This is a genomic window from Bacillus australimaris (assembly GCF_001307105.1).
In the GTDB taxonomy this organism is placed as follows: domain Bacteria; phylum Bacillota; class Bacilli; order Bacillales; family Bacillaceae; genus Bacillus; species Bacillus australimaris.
The window spans coordinates 422,877-437,386 of record NZ_LGYN01000001.1; the positions used below are offsets into that span (position 1 = coordinate 422,877).

A 14,510-nucleotide genomic window follows, 5' to 3' on the forward strand; every position below is an offset into this window, starting at 1 on the left:
CTTGCCCTTTTGGCTGCCGGTTTTTTATCTATTATGAGGTCATTCTCACTTTTTCTGGTTGCACATCATCGCTGATACGAACGAATTGTCCTTCGTTATAAGGATAACCCGCTTTCGTAATTTTCACTTTGACCAAGCGGCCGATCATGTCCTCTGTCCCTTCGAATACAACCTTCATATAATTATCGGTATAACCTACATAAAGATTGTGCTCTCCTTCTTGTTCTTTAAAGGATTCTTCCGGGATGATTTCTAGGACATCTCCTTCATATGCTGATGCATATTCCTTCGCAAGCTGGTCAGAAAGAGCAATTAAACGGTGGACGCGTTCGTTTTTCACATTTTCATCCACTTGATCTTCCATTCTTGCAGCTGGCGTGCCTGTACGTTTGCTGTAAGGGAATACGTGAAGCTCAGAGAATTGATGGTCTTTGACAAAATTGTACGTTTCCAAAAACTCTTCTTCTGTTTCCCCAGGGAACCCAACGATCACATCAGAGGTTACAGCAAGTCCTGGCAATGCTTTTTTCAGCTTTGTTAAACGCTCTGCAAAGAATTCCATCGTATATTTACGGCGCATTCTTTTTAGTACAGTATTTGAGCCAGATTGAAGCGGAATATGCAAGTGTCTGACAATTTTATCTGACTGATCAAGCACTTCAATGACTTCATCTGTAATTTGACTTGCTTCAATAGATGAAATACGGATTCGTTTTAAGCCAATGACACGTTCATCTAATTCTTTGAGAAGCTTCGCAAAGTTATAATCCTTTAAGTCTTCTCCGTATCCGCCTGTGTGAATGCCTGTAAGCACAATTTCTTTATAGCCGGCATCAACAAGCTGCTGCGCTTGATTGATGACCTCTTCAGGGTCACGAGAACGAAGAAGGCCGCGAGCCCAAGGAATAATGCAGAAAGTACAGAAATTGTTACAGCCTTCTTGGATTTTTAATGAAGCGCGCGTTCTGTCTGTAAAGGCAGGAACATCCAGCTCTTCAAACACACGTGCTTTCATAATGTTGCCAACCCCGTTAATCGGCTGTCTTTCTCTGCGGTATTCTTCAATATAACCTAGCAATTTATTTCTGTCCTGTGTTCCAACCACAATATCAACGCCAGGAATTGCCATGATTTCTGCTGGAGATGTTTGCGCATAACAGCCTGTTACACAAATGACACCATCCGGGTTATGACGAATGGCTCTTCTAATGACCTGGCGGCTTTTTTTATCGCCTGTATTTGTGACAGTACATGTATTAATGACATATACGTCTGCTTTTGATTCATAGTCTTTTCTTTCATAGCCAGCTTCTTTGAACAGCTGCCAGATCGCTTCTGTTTCATAGTGATTGACCTTACAGCCAAGTGTATGGAACGCTACTGTTCCCATAATGATTCACCTCTTAATAACTCTGTTTGATAGGAAATAGCAGAAAGCGCATAGAGAGGAGCGGTTTCCGTTCTTAAAATGCGTGGTCCGAGCCCGCAAATGACTGCACCAAGCGCTTCAAGCTCTTCAATCTCCTTTTCTGCCAAACCGCCTTCTGGGCCAAAAACCAGTAACAAGGTTTGTCCGCCTTTCATCTGTTGAAGCACAGTTTGAAAACGGCTTTGCTCTCCTTCTTTCGATGATTCTTCGTATGCAACGACACATTTATCGAATTCACCAGCTAATTGCGTCAGCTCTTTAAACGTTAATACGGGATCAACACGAGGAATGATATTCCGATAGGACTGCTCGGCTGCTTCTTTCGCAATTTTCTCCCAGCGCTCTCGTTTTTTATGTGACTTTTTTTGGTCTAGCTTTGTAATGGAACGAGCCGCTTGAAACGGGATAAAAGCACTTGCACCAAGCTCTGTGCCTTTTTGAATAATCAGCTCCAGCTTATCTCCCTTTGGAAGACCACTTGCAATCGTCACCTTGATTGGAAGTTCTCTGTCCTGATTTGTCCAGCTTTCAAGACGGCAAATCACTTCTTCCTTTGTTATTGTATCAATTTTACTGAGCGCTTCAAAGCCGTCTGTCGTTAAACAAAGGATTTCCTGTCCTGCTTTCATTCGCATGACATTGGAAAGGTGATGTACATCCTCACCCTTTATGACGATGGCTCCCTTTGCGATTACTTCTTCTTTCGTGAGGTCGATAAAATATCGTTGCATACGTGTCCTGACACCTACTCGCTTTATTTTTTCGCTATAATGCTGACCCAATCTTCCATTGACAGCACTTCAACAATGTCAAAACCTGCTTCTTCTAAAGCTGTTTTGACTTGTAATTTCTTTTGTCCAATGATGCCTGACGTAATGAAATAGCCATCTTTCTTCAATAAATCATAGGCTTGATCTGTAAAGCGCAAAATCACTTCTGCCAGAATGTTGGCGACGATCACATCACGCTCACCTGAAATTCCATCAAGTAAGTTATTTTGTTTAACCGTCACTATTTCACTTACACCATTTAGTTCGATATTTTGCTTCGCACTTTCTACCGCAACGGTGTCGAGATCAAAGGCATGAATATCTTTTGCACCAAGCATCGCTGCTGCCACACTTAAAATCCCAGATCCTGTTCCAACATCAATGACCGTATCGTTTTCCTTCACATAGCGCTCAAGCGCCTGAATGCAAAGGACGGTTGTTGGATGCGTACCTGTTCCAAATGCCATTCCAGGGTCCATTTCAATAATCAATTCATCAGAATGTACCGGTGTATATTCTTCCCACGTTGGTACGATGGTGAATTTTTCAGAGATTTTCACAGGATGATAGTATTTCTTCCATGCGGTGGCCCATTCTTCTTCGTTTACTTCACAGATTGACAGCGTATTTCGTCCAAGGTCAATATCGTATAGAAGAAGATTGTTGATGGCTTCTTTGATCTCATCTACCGTTTCCATTAAAAAGCTGTTCATCGGAAGATAGGCTTTGACAATGACTCCTTCATCCGGATAGTCATTCGGATCGAGCTGGTAGATCTCACCGTATACATTTTCACGTTCCTTGACTAAATCAAGCGGGTCCTCAATCACGACACCACTTGCACCTGCTTCATGCAAAATATTGGTGATCGGTTCCACCGCTTCATTTGTTGTATGGACGCTAATTTCTGACCACTTCAATACTACCAACTCCTTATCCGTCTTACTCGCCTTTAAATGCGCGTTTAACCTTATCGAAAAAGCTCATTTCTTGTTCGTCCGGTTTATTTCCGCTCACTTCAGCAAATTTTCTTATGATATCTTTTTGATTGTCCGTTAAATTTGTCGGTGTAACAACACGTACAACGATATGCTGATCGCCTTGGCCATAGCCGCGTACATTTTTCACACCTTTTCCTTTGAGTCTAAACTTCGTGCCAGTTTGAGTGCCAGCAGGAACTTTTAATTTTACTTTACCATGTAATGTCGGCACTTCAATTTCGTCGCCTAATGCAGCCTGAGCAAAGGTGAGCGGCATTTCGCAGTAAATGTCATCTCCATCACGTTCAAAGAATTCATGCGCCCTCACATGGAACACAACGAATAGATCGCCTGGAGGTCCTCCATTTACACCTGGTTCACCTTGACCAGACACTCTGAGCTGCTGACCATCATCAACACCTGCTGGGATCGTCACGTTAATTTTCTTGCGCTTACGTACTTTACCAGATCCGCCGCAAGTTGAACATTTATCGTCGATTTGTTTTCCTGTTCCGCTGCAGTAGTTACATACTCTGCGGTTCACCACTTTACCAAACGGAGTGGACTGCTCAACATTTAATTGACCAGACCCGCCGCAATGTGAACATGTCTTCGCCTGCGTCCCAGGCTTTGCACCTGATCCATGACATGTTTCACATGATTCCTCGCGGGGAATCTCGATCGTTGCTTCTTTCCCAAATGCCGCTTCTTCAAACGTAAGCGTCATTGTATATTGCAGGTCAGCCCCTTGGCGCGGTGCATTTGGATCTCTTCTTCTGGCTCCGCCGCCAAAAATACTAGAGAAGATGTCGTCAAAGCCGCCGAAGCCGCCAAAGTCTCCTCCACCGCCAAAACCGCCGCCGCCAAAGCCTTGGTTTGGATCGGTATGACCGAACTGGTCATAATGCGAACGTTTTTGATCGTCAGAAAGGGTTTCATAGGCTTCTTTTACTTCTTTGAATTTATCATCTGAGCCAGCTTCTTTATTAATATCAGGGTGATACTTTTTTGAAAGCTTGCGGTATGCCTTTTTGATCTCGTCCTTTGAGGCGCTCTTACCCACGCCAAGCACTTCATAGTAATCACGCTTACTCATCTCTTCACACTCCCGATTTTCTCACATAAATACGATTGTATCATTTTGATTTAACCTTTTTCAATTCCTTTCATCGTTGAAAAGAAAAAAAGTCAAAGCCAAGAGATCCTGACTTTGACTTTCTGACGGGTACGTTTCAGCAGTCTTTTTCAAAAGTAAAGGTGATTATTTTTTCTCTTGATCGTCGTTTACTTCTTCGTATTCTGCATCCACTACATTGTCATCTGCTTTTTGAGCACCTTCAGCGCCTTCTTGCTGAGCTTGTGCTTGTTTTGCAGCTTCTTCATACAGCTTTGTCGTTAATTCTTGAACGATTGTTTGCAGTTCATCTTTTTTCGCTTTGATGTCTTCAAACTCGCCTTTTTCGATCGCAGCTTTTAGTGCATCTTTCGCGTCATTTGCTTTTTTCACTTGCTCTTCATCGATTTTGCCTTCTAGATCTTTTAATGTTTTTTCAGTTGTAAACACTAATTGATCTGCTTCATTGCGCACTTCGATTTCTTCTTTTTTCTTCGCATCTGCTTCAGCATTTTCTTCTGCTTCTTTGACCATTTTTTCGATCTCATCATCAGAAAGACCTGAAGAAGATTTGATTGTGATGTTTTGCTCTTTGCCTGTACCCATATCTTTCGCACGTACGTTAACAATACCGTTTTTATCGATATCAAAAGATACTTCGATTTGTGGTACGCCGCGTGGTGCTGGCGGGATATCAGTCAATTGGAAGCGGCCTAATGTTTTGTTATCTGCAGCCATTGGGCGCTCACCTTGCAAGACATGGATATCTACAGCTGTTTGGTTGTCAGCAGCCGTTGAGAATACTTGAGATTTACTTGTTGGAATTGTTGTATTACGTTCAATCAGCTTCGTGAATACGCCGCCCATTGTTTCAATTCCTAAAGAAAGTGGTGTTACGTCAAGAAGAACAACGTCTTTCACATCTCCTGTGATGACTCCACCTTGGATCGCTGCACCAAGTGCAACCACTTCATCAGGGTTTACACCTTTATGTGGCTCTTTGCCTGTTTCTTTTTTGATTGCTTCTTGTACTGCAGGAATACGAGTTGATCCACCGACAAGGATGACTTTATCAATCTCGCTAGCAGATAAACCAGCATCTTTCAAAGATTGACGTACAGGTGTCATTGTACGCTCTACAAGCTCAGCAGAAAGTTCTTCGAATTTTGCACGCGTTAACGTTAATTCAAGGTGAAGAGGTCCTGCTTCTCCAGCTGTGATGAATGGCAGTGAGATTTGTGTAGAAGATACACCAGAAAGATCTTTTTTCGCTTTTTCAGCCGCATCTTTTAAACGCTGAAGCGCCATTTTATCTTTAGAAAGATCAATACCATTTTCTTTTTTGAATTCAGCCACTAGGTGATCGATGATGACTTGGTCAAAATCGTCTCCTCCTAGACGGTTGTCCCCAGCAGTTGAGCGCACTTCAAAGACGCCGTCTCCAAGTTCTAGAACTGACACGTCAAATGTACCGCCGCCAAGGTCGTATACAAGGATCGTTTGATCTTCGTCTGTTTTATCTAAACCATACGCAAGTGCAGCTGCTGTTGGTTCGTTGATGATACGTTCTACTTCAAGACCAGCAATTTTACCAGCATCTTTAGTTGCTTGACGTTCTGCATCGTTGAAGTAAGCAGGAACTGTGATAACAGCTTTTGTTACTTCTTCGCCAAGATAGCCTTCAGCGTAAGATTTAAGGTGTTGAAGAATGATTGCAGAGATTTCCTGCGGTGTATAGTTCTTGCCTTCAACTTCTACTTTATAATCTGTACCCATATGTCTTTTCACAGACATGATTGTGTTCGGGTTTGTAATTGATTGACGTTTTGCTACTTCACCCACTTGGCGCTCTCCGTTTTTGAAAGCGACAACTGATGGTGTTGTACGTGCTCCTTCAGCGTTTGCAATAACTTTTGGCTCGCCGCCTTCAAGTACTGCAACACATGAGTTTGTTGTTCCTAAGTCGATCCCAATGATTTTACTCATATTCGATGACCTCCCATTATGTAGTTATTGATTTACTTTTACCATTGATGGACGAATAACTCTGTCTTTGAGTTTATAGCCCTTTTGCAATTCTTCTACAACGATATTTGAATCGTAGTTTTCATCTTCAACTTGCATGACAGCTTGATGAAGGTTTGGATCGAACTCTTTGCCGACAGCTTCAATTGGTTCAACGCCTTCATTTTTCAACGCTTCTACCAGCTGGCGGTAAACCATTTGCATTCCTTCTAACAAACTTTTCGTCTGCTCATTGTCTGGATCAATTCCAAGCGCTCTTTCAAAGTTATCAAGAGCTGGGAGCAGATCACTGACAACATGTTGAGAACGATATTTTTGCACGGTCTCTACTTCAGTTCGAGCACGGCGTTTATAGTTTTCAAAATCTGCTTGAACACGCAGAATTTTGTTTTCTTTTTCATCTAGAAGCTGCTGCAATTCATCGATTTTCTCTTGGAAGGCAGACTGTTCATCATGCGTTACTTCCTCAGTATCTGCTTGAACTGCTTCTTCTTGTGCTTCAACCTCTGCTTCTTGCTCAGGTGTCTGTTTATCTTCTGACATTGTGTTCACCTCCCTCAAAAGATTCAAAATACAAAGGGGCTGTGCCCCTATCTTTTATCACCTTACTCATCATACAAATTGGAAAGTGCGTTTGACAAGTCTTTTGATACATGATGCAGGAGACTGACGACCCTGCCATAATCCATACGGGTTGGACCAATGACGGCAATGGAGCCGAGAGATTTTTGATCAATCGAATACGTAGCTGTAATTAAGCTGCAGTTCTCCATCGCTTCCAAATTGTTTTCTGAACCGATTTTAATGGTGATTCCTTGCTGGTTTGGATGAAACAGCTGCATGACATCATTCTTTTGCTCAATCAGCATCATAAGAGCACGAATACGGTCAATGTCATGAAACTCTGGCTGATTCAACATATTAATCTTCCCGCCAAAGAATAGTTTTGATTCATTTTGTGTCGATGTAAATGTATTGCCGAGCGCATCTAAAATATGATCGTAATCTTTTAAATGCGTGCGAAGAAGCATGACGACTTCTTTATACATTCTGTCCTTCAGTTGATCCATCGGGACGCCGGCTAGCCGGCTGTTTAAAATATTCATCAGCTTCTCAATATCGGAGACATCGAGATGCTCAGAGAAGGTAATGGTTTTGTTTTCAACATGACCGCTGTCTGTAATCATGATCGCCACTGCTTTGTTTGGCTGAACAGGGACAAGCTGAATTTGCTTTAACCGATTTTCACTTAGCTTTGGACCAAGCACAATCGATGTATAGTTTGTGAGATCTGATAAAATTTCCGCCGATTTTTGAACTGTCTTTTCCAGCTCAAAAATTTTCTCCTGAAAAGCCGACTGGATGAGCACAAGCTCTTTAGACGACAGTTTTCGCGGAGAGAGCAAATGATCTACATAATAACGATATCCTTTTTCGGAAGGAATTCTTCCTGATGAAGAATGGGTCTTTTCAATAAAACCAAGTTCCTCCAAATCAGCCATTTCGTTTCTAATCGTCGCAGAGCTGAATGTAATGTCTTCTTTTTTTGAAAGAGTCCTTGATCCAACTGGCTGCGCCGAACGAATAAAGTCATTAATGATGACTTGCAGAATCAAAAGCTGACGATTTGTTAACATCATCATCACCCCTGTTAGCACTCTCTTTCAACGAGTGCTAATTGTATAAACAAAATTACCAAACTCAAATTAAAATGTCAATTATAACTCATCGAGAAACGCTTGAAATACTTCATTCCCTAACAATTTTCCTTTTCTTGTTAAACGAATCCCAATATCATCTTTTTCGATGAGACCTTTTTCTTCTAATTCTTCAAGAACAGTGGAAAAAAGAGCTTCTGGTGCAGCACCATATTTCGCTTGGAAATCAGCGCTTTTCACCCCTTCGATCTTTCGTAGACCTAAAAACATTTCTTCTTCGATCTGTTCTGTTTTTGTGACCTTGTGTGTTTCCTTATACGGGAACCCTGTTTGGTCAATCAGCTCTAAATAATGTTTCACTGGCCCTGCGTTCACATTACGGATGCCATCTACATACCCGTGTGCTCCTGCACCAAAACCGAAGTAATCTTCATTGCTCCAATAGGTCAGGTTATGCCGGCTTTCAAAGCCAGGTTTGGCGTAATTGCTAATTTCATATTGCTTTAACCCATGGCGTTCCATCTCATCCATCACAAGCTCATACATTTCTGCCTCACGTTCTTGCGGCGGTAAATGAAGTTTTCCTTTTTGCATTAAGTTGTAAAAGACCGTTTTTGGCTCCACGATAAGTGAGTAAACCGAATAATGCTCTGCACCAAGCGAGAAAGCCGTCTTAAGTGAATCCATCACATGATGCTGTTCTTGATGCGGCAAACCAAACATGAGGTCGAGGCTAATGTTATCAAAACCAACCGCTCTTGCTCGCTCAAAAGATGTGAGGACATCTTTCTTTTGATGAACTCGTCCGATTTTTTTGAGCAAATCGTCTTCAAAGGTTTGGACGCCGAAGCTTAGCCGATTGACGCCGGCTGCTTTTAGCACTTGCAGTTTCTCAAGCGATAATTCGTCCGGATTTGCCTCTACCGCAAATTCAATGAGGTTTTTTGTCGGCTTTAATACGCGGTGAATACTGTTCATAAGCTGATCTAGCTGGCTGACGGTCAATGACGTTGGGGTTCCCCCGCCAATAAAAATCGTCTTTAGTTCCTGCTCACCTTTTTGATCGATTGTGTGCTGCATCTCTTTTTCAAGAGCTGCTAAATATTCATCGACTGGCTGCGTTTTAATGAAAAATTTATTGAAATCACAATAGTGACAAATGTGCTCACAAAATGGAATGTGAATGTATGCTGCTTTCATTTGATGACACCTTCTTTACAGGTAAAGAGCCGCAGTTTTATCGCTGCGGCACCTTTGTTTGTTTTCGACTATAAACGTCAAGGCAGACATTGTAAAGCAGGTTGCCTTGAGGATGTTATTTTTTCGGTGCGCTGTCGTCCATTTTTAGCACGGCCATAAATGCTTCTTGCGGGACTTCAACAGAGCCCACTTGCTTCATGCGCTTTTTCCCTTCTTTTTGCTTCTCAAGAAGCTTTCTTTTCCGGGAAATGTCTCCACCATAACATTTTGCAAGTACGTTTTTACGCATCGCTTTAATGGTAGAACGAGCAACGATTTTTTGACCGATTGCTGCTTGAATCGGTACTTCAAAATGCTGGCGTGGAATTAGTTCTTTTAGCTTTTCTACGATGATCTTACCTCGTTCATATGCGTAATCTCGGTGAACGATAAAGGAAAGGGCATCGATTTTTTCGCCATTCAGCATGATATCCATCTTCACTAGCGTCGATGGACGGTAGCCAATCAGCTCATAATCAAAGGACGCATAGCCTTTTGTGCTGGACTTTAGCTGATCAAAGAATTCATATACGATCTCTGCCAAAGGAATTTCGTACACAATGCTCACGCGGTTCGCATCAAGATATTGCATATCAATGAAATTACCGCGCTTTCCTTGGCAAAGCTCCATCACAGAGCCTACATAGTCATTCGGCACCATCATTGTTGCTTTCACGTATGGTTCTTCAATTCGCTCAATCTTTTGAGGATCAGGAAGATTGGACGGGTTATCTACAACGATTTTTTCTCCGTCTGTCATATACACATCGTAAATAACACTTGGCGCTGTTGTAATGAGATCAATTTTAAATTCACGTTCAATCCGTTCTTGGATGATTTCCATATGAAGCATTCCAAGGAACCCGCAACGGAAACCGAAGCCAAGTGCTTGGGATGTTTCTGCCTCATATTGAAGTGAAGAATCATTTAATTCAAGCTTTTCTAACGCTTCACGTAAGTCGTTGTATTTCGCTGTATCAATTGGATAAAGTCCGCAGTACACCATTGGGTTTAGCTTTCTGTATCCTGGCAGTGCTTCTTTCGCAGGGTTCTCTGCACTTGTGATCGTATCCCCTACTCGAGTATCACCGACATTTTTAATGGCAGCTGTTAAGTAGCCAACATCTCCAACGGTGAGTTCGTCTGTTGGCATGGCTTTTGGTGTGAATACGCCGACTTCAAGTACTTCAAATTCTTTACCTGTCGCCATCATTTTGATTTTCTGACCAGGCTTGACGGTTCCTTCAACAATTCGTATGTACGCGATGACGCCGCGATACGCATCGTAAAGAGAGTCAAAAATGAGGGCTTGAAGAGGTGCTTCTGGATCACCAGCGGGTGCCGGCACCTTTTCAACGATCTGTTCTAAAATATCCTCGATCCCGATACCCGCCTTAGCAGAGGTGAGAACAGCTTCAGACGCATCCAACCCGATGACATCTTCAATTTCTTCTCTTACGCGCTCAGGCTCTGCACTTGGCAGATCGATTTTATTGATAATCGGAAGAATTTCTAAGTTGTTATCAAGAGCTAAATAAACGTTCGCAAGTGTCTGTGCTTCAATTCCTTGTGCTGCATCTACTACGAGAATCGCACCCTCACAGGCAGCAAGGCTTCGAGATACCTCATAGGTGAAGTCGACATGCCCTGGTGTATCAATCAGGTGCATAATATATTCTTCTCCATCCTTCGCCTGATATTTCAGCTGGACAGAGTTTAATTTAATCGTTATGCCGCGTTCACGCTCTAAATCCATGGAATCAAGTAACTGTTCTTTCATTTCCCGTTGAGTAATCGCCGCTGTTTTTTCCAAAATACGGTCCGCCAATGTGGATTTCCCATGGTCAATATGGGCGATAATGGAGAAATTTCGAATTCTTGATTGCCGTTCTAATCGTTTTTCTTTATCTGTCACAATCTATCACTCCTACTATAAAACGCGGGTTGCGCTAGGTTAGATTATATCAATAGGGCTGTAAAGATTCAATCGAAATCAAGAAAAGCCGCTCAACGGTCAGCGGCTTTGATCAAAAGGGTGATATCTCATGAAATACAATTTATATCGTGTGTAATGGATTCGTTTATTTCCCATTCACCCAGTCATAAAGAGAACGGGCTGCATGTGTCATGCCATCAGACAGGGCTTTTCCTGCCTTGGAAAAGGCATTAAAGCTCTCTATTTCCTCAAGCTGCTTTTGTTTTTCAGCAAGATCCTTTTCTGTAACAGCCGTCCCTAAGATAGAAGCTTCTTTTTCTTCATCGTCGTTCATTTGAATGGAGAAAGCCCCTTTTAATTGGGGATCATGGTAACCCTTCATTTGCAGCATGCCATTATTCGCTTGCTGCATTCCTAAAAAGACGCCAAATAGCAAGACCAATCCTAAAACAATGGTTTTTCCAATAAATGAGCCCATTCCCGTCACCACCTTAAGAGCTTTTTTTCTCATCCTTTGCTTTGCCGTCCACCTTTTCTGCGTCCCAGAAAATGTCGCTGAATACATCAGCCGCTGCATTGGATGCATTTTTCAATTCTTCCATATTATTATCCACTCCGCCGAATTCTAAAAGAAGAGCTTTGTCGGATAAATCCTGATTATAGATTCCATTATCGCCAATTTCTCCTTTGGCAAACACACCGACACTGAGACCTTTATATTTTTTCTCCATCAAGTGGTGGAACTCTGTCGCAAGCTTTAGGTTTTTCTCATAACTTTGATTCTTCTTCCCTACAACAAACGCAATTCTCGCATATTTCTTCCCATTGATTTCGACAGTCGTATCTTTCTTTCTTCTTGAGTCCCGGTGAATATCAATTAAATAATCGAGATCATCATTTTTCGCTAAGGCTTCTTTCACGACCAATCTTGATTCATTATACGACTGCGGATACTTTAATCCTTTTTTCAGCAGCCTTTTTTCAATTTCCGTTTTGTCGACCGTATTACCGATTCCTTGCTGATCAAGCGCCTTTCCAAACATATCGCCGACAAGTGTGACATTGACTTTTGAGTGCCGTGCATTGTTTGGATTCGTTTCTCCTTTTAAAAATGGTAAGTATGATTCCGTATTATGTGTGTGATAAATGTACACAGCTTTTCGTTTTCCTGTTGACCGGTCCGGCTCTTTGGCAGGCTTTTCCGGCACATCTTCATCGAGCTTGTCCAGCTCAGCCAAATTGGCTTCTTTTTCATCTTGGATGACTTCACTTGGCGGAGGAGATTCCATTGGCATGTTGGTATAATCTGTACCTTCACCCGCTAAGATGATTTTTGTATCAAAGTGTTCAAAGCCTGGAAGTTCTCTTCCCAAAAAGCTGCGCGGGTCTTCTAAATTGATACTGGTTGCAAGCTTGAGTGACAGTCCAGAGAAATGAAATCCTTTTTGATCTTTCGGAACTGCTGAGGCGAAATATTGGTTTTCCATGCCCATTAATGTGGCAAAAAATGCTCCCGAGAGCTCATCTGCTACACCATATAACGAGGCTTGCGGCCTCAGCTCAGGTTTTAAAGATGTTAAAGCCCCTGACATCACAAACACTACAGCAAGAGAGGCAATAAATAAGAAAATGCTCTTTACTACTTTGGTTCCATTAATCGCAACGACCAACTGTCGAGGACGGCGGGGTCTTTTTTTCATGATTTACTCCCTCCAGCACGCTTTCTAGTAATTACACTATGAGCGAGCTAGAGAAAGTAGAACCGATTAATGATTATATGAACCCATGTTATCTTGAGAGATTTTTTGATGAAGCGCAGTGTTTAATCCATTGGCGAGTACGTTCGCCATGTCATCGATGAATGTATCTACTTCCTTTGGTGTGACCATTAAGTTTTGTCCAAGCGGCGCAAGCACTTCATGGATCAACTGTCTTTTCTCTTCTTCAGGAAGGGTTCCTACGATGCCTAAGAAGGATTGCCGCGTCTCTTCATCAGGCAAATCTTCTTCATTCAGCACTTTTTTCTTTCCAAATGTCAGACCAGCCGGCACAAGAGAGCGGGACGGTCTATCATCTTTTAGTTCTCTACCAAAATGCTTTAGCACATAGTCAATCGTGTCACTTGCAATTGTCACTGCATCAACCACTGTCGGGACACCAATTGCAATCACTGGAATCCCCAATGTTTCTTTGCTTAATTCTTTACGCTTATTCCCTACACCAGAACCAGGATGAATGCCTGTATCTGAGATTTGAATCGTTGTATTCACTCGTTCCACCGCACGAGCAGCAAGGGCATCGACAGCAATGACAAAATCAGGCTTGGACCGCTCAATCACGCCTTGTATGATGTCACTTGTTTCAATACCAGTCAGCCCCATTACACCAGGTGACAAAGAGGAAACTGGGCGATAGCCTTCCTGTACATTTTCCGGCTGCAATTCAAAGAGATGGCGGGTCACAAGAAGGTTTTCAACCGTGAGAGGACCTAATGCATCTGGCGTGACATTCCAGTTTCCCAGTCCTACTACAAGACAGCTCGCATCCGCCTGAATGCCTCGGTCTTTTAAAAACTGAGCAAAATGATGGGCAAAGACTTCGACGACTTTTTCTTGCATCTCAGAGTCTTTCTCCCGAATGCCCTGCGCCTCAAACGTCAAATAGGTTCCTGCCTTTTTGCCGGTCAGCTCCTCCCCTTCTTTTGTGATCTCCACCGTGCGTATACGAATGCCCTGCTCATCTTTTTCCTTTTCGACAATCCCTTGAATCCCATCCTTTTTGACGACATTCGGATCGTTCTCTTGTTCTAGTATCTCTTTTGTTTCAACAGCCAAGTCTGTCCTAATTTGATAAGCACTTAAATCGAGTTTCTGTTTCTCCATCAAAAGACTCCTTCCACCAAGTAATTAACAGTAGTCTTTCCATCTCTTTGAAGAAACATTCGAGCGCTTCATCAATGAAAAATACTTTACATTTATATTGCATTCTAAAGGTGTGTTTGGTAGAATACAATTTGTTCTATTGTGAAGATTTAACCTTAAGACAATTGTGTTTAGGTTGTATCTTAGGAGGTGAAACACATGCCAAATATTAAATCAGCGATCAAACGTACAAAAACGAATAACGAACGCCGTGCACACAACACTACAATCAAGTCTGCGATGCGTACTGCGATTAAACAAGTTGAAGTTTCTGTAGCTAACAACGATGCTGAGCAAGCAAAAGCTGCTCTTTCTTCTGCTGCAAAACGTATTGACAAAGCCGTGAAAACTGGTCTTGTACACAAAAACGCAGCTGCGCGTTACAAATCAAGACTTGCTAAACAAGTAAACGGACTTTCTGCATAATGATTGCAACGC

Annotated in this window: 13 protein-coding genes; 1 reads left to right on the plus strand and 12 read right to left on the minus strand. The window is 42.3% G+C overall.

Going from position 1 to position 14,510, the window contains the following annotated elements:
• Positions 1-31: 31 nt before the first annotated feature.
• From mtaB to gpr, 12 genes are all read right to left on the minus strand, one after another.
• Entirely contained in the window at positions 32-1,390 is a 1,359-nt protein-coding gene (mtaB, locus tag AKG37_RS02275; protein WP_060697386.1) for a tRNA (N(6)-L-threonylcarbamoyladenosine(37)-C(2))-methylthiotransferase MtaB, read from the minus strand.
• Positions 1,378-2,160 (minus strand): 16S rRNA (uracil(1498)-N(3))-methyltransferase, encoded by a 783-nt coding sequence (locus AKG37_RS02280; protein ID WP_060697387.1) that lies wholly within the window; start codon positions 2,158-2,160, stop codon positions 1,378-1,380. The genes mtaB and AKG37_RS02280 overlap by 13 nt, the downstream gene beginning before the upstream one ends.
• A gap of 23 nt (positions 2,161-2,183) precedes the next feature.
• The gene (gene prmA / locus AKG37_RS02285) at positions 2,184-3,119 is read right to left on the minus strand and encodes a 50S ribosomal protein L11 methyltransferase (RefSeq protein ID WP_060697388.1); all 936 of its coding nucleotides are present in this window, start codon (positions 3,117-3,119) and stop codon (positions 2,184-2,186) included.
• 22 nt (positions 3,120-3,141) lie between these two features.
• Positions 3,142-4,275, minus strand: a complete 1,134-nt coding sequence (gene dnaJ / locus AKG37_RS02290) for a molecular chaperone DnaJ (protein ID WP_060697389.1) — start codon at positions 4,273-4,275, stop codon at positions 3,142-3,144.
• 165 nt (positions 4,276-4,440) lie between these two features.
• The gene (dnaK, locus tag AKG37_RS02295; RefSeq protein ID WP_060697390.1) at positions 4,441-6,279 is read right to left on the minus strand and encodes a molecular chaperone DnaK; all 1,839 of its coding nucleotides are present in this window, start codon (positions 6,277-6,279) and stop codon (positions 4,441-4,443) included.
• Between the two features lie 24 nt (positions 6,280-6,303).
• Positions 6,304-6,861, minus strand: coding sequence for a nucleotide exchange factor GrpE (gene grpE / locus AKG37_RS02300; RefSeq protein WP_060697391.1), 558 nt, complete (start codon positions 6,859-6,861; stop codon positions 6,304-6,306).
• 62 nt (positions 6,862-6,923) lie between these two features.
• On the minus strand, positions 6,924-7,955 hold the full coding sequence (gene hrcA / locus AKG37_RS02305; protein WP_060697392.1) for a heat-inducible transcriptional repressor HrcA: 1,032 nt from the start codon (positions 7,953-7,955) through the stop codon (positions 6,924-6,926).
• Between the two features lie 81 nt (positions 7,956-8,036).
• Positions 8,037-9,176 (minus strand): radical SAM family heme chaperone HemW, encoded by a 1,140-nt coding sequence (gene hemW, locus AKG37_RS02310; RefSeq protein WP_060697393.1) that lies wholly within the window; start codon positions 9,174-9,176, stop codon positions 8,037-8,039.
• A 115-nt stretch (positions 9,177-9,291) separates the two neighbouring features.
• Complete coding sequence (gene lepA, locus AKG37_RS02315) at positions 9,292-11,130, minus strand: translation elongation factor 4 (protein WP_060697394.1); 1,839 nt, start codon at positions 11,128-11,130, stop codon at positions 9,292-9,294.
• A 166-nt stretch (positions 11,131-11,296) separates the two neighbouring features.
• Positions 11,297-11,629, minus strand: coding sequence for a YqxA family protein (locus tag AKG37_RS02320; RefSeq protein ID WP_060697395.1), 333 nt, complete (start codon positions 11,627-11,629; stop codon positions 11,297-11,299).
• Positions 11,630-11,642: 13 nt separating this feature from the next.
• A complete protein-coding gene (locus tag AKG37_RS02325; protein ID WP_060697396.1) occupies positions 11,643-12,851 on the minus strand; it encodes a stage II sporulation protein P in 1,209 nt (402 codons plus the stop codon).
• A 66-nt stretch (positions 12,852-12,917) separates the two neighbouring features.
• Complete coding sequence (gene gpr, locus AKG37_RS02330) at positions 12,918-14,033, minus strand: GPR endopeptidase (RefSeq protein WP_060697397.1); 1,116 nt, start codon at positions 14,031-14,033, stop codon at positions 12,918-12,920.
• Between the two features lie 198 nt (positions 14,034-14,231).
• Here gpr and rpsT point away from each other — a divergent pair, with 198 nt between their 5' ends.
• Positions 14,232-14,498: a 30S ribosomal protein S20 gene (gene rpsT / locus AKG37_RS02335; RefSeq protein ID WP_060697398.1), complete on the plus strand. Its 267-nt coding sequence runs from the start codon at positions 14,232-14,234 to the stop codon at positions 14,496-14,498.
• Positions 14,499-14,510 lie beyond the last annotated feature (12 nt).

Excerpts from the sequence above, each read along its gene's own strand:
- rpsT (WP_060697398.1), top strand. The coding sequence starts at position 14,232 with ATGCCAAATATTAAATCAGCGATCAAACGTACAAAAACGAATAACGAA.
- dnaK (WP_060697390.1), bottom strand. The coding sequence starts at position 6,279 with ATGAGTAAAATCATTGGGATCGACTTAGGAACAACAAACTCATGTGTT.
- gpr (WP_060697397.1), bottom strand. The coding sequence starts at position 14,033 with ATGGAGAAACAGAAACTCGATTTAAGTGCTTATCAAATTAGGACAGAC.
- AKG37_RS02325 (WP_060697396.1), bottom strand. The coding sequence starts at position 12,851 with ATGAAAAAAAGACCCCGCCGTCCTCGACAGTTGGTCGTTGCGATTAAT.
- dnaJ (WP_060697389.1), bottom strand. The coding sequence starts at position 4,275 with ATGAGTAAGCGTGATTACTATGAAGTGCTTGGCGTGGGTAAGAGCGCC.
- hrcA (WP_060697392.1), bottom strand. The coding sequence starts at position 7,955 with ATGTTAACAAATCGTCAGCTTTTGATTCTGCAAGTCATCATTAATGAC.
- AKG37_RS02280 (WP_060697387.1), bottom strand. The coding sequence starts at position 2,160 with ATGCAACGATATTTTATCGACCTCACGAAAGAAGAAGTAATCGCAAAG.
- AKG37_RS02320 (WP_060697395.1), bottom strand. The coding sequence starts at position 11,629 with ATGGGCTCATTTATTGGAAAAACCATTGTTTTAGGATTGGTCTTGCTA.
- grpE (WP_060697391.1), bottom strand. The coding sequence starts at position 6,861 with ATGTCAGAAGATAAACAGACACCTGAGCAAGAAGCAGAGGTTGAAGCA.
- hemW (WP_060697393.1), bottom strand. The coding sequence starts at position 9,176 with ATGAAAGCAGCATACATTCACATTCCATTTTGTGAGCACATTTGTCAC.
- mtaB (WP_060697386.1), bottom strand. The coding sequence starts at position 1,390 with ATGGGAACAGTAGCGTTCCATACACTTGGCTGTAAGGTCAATCACTAT.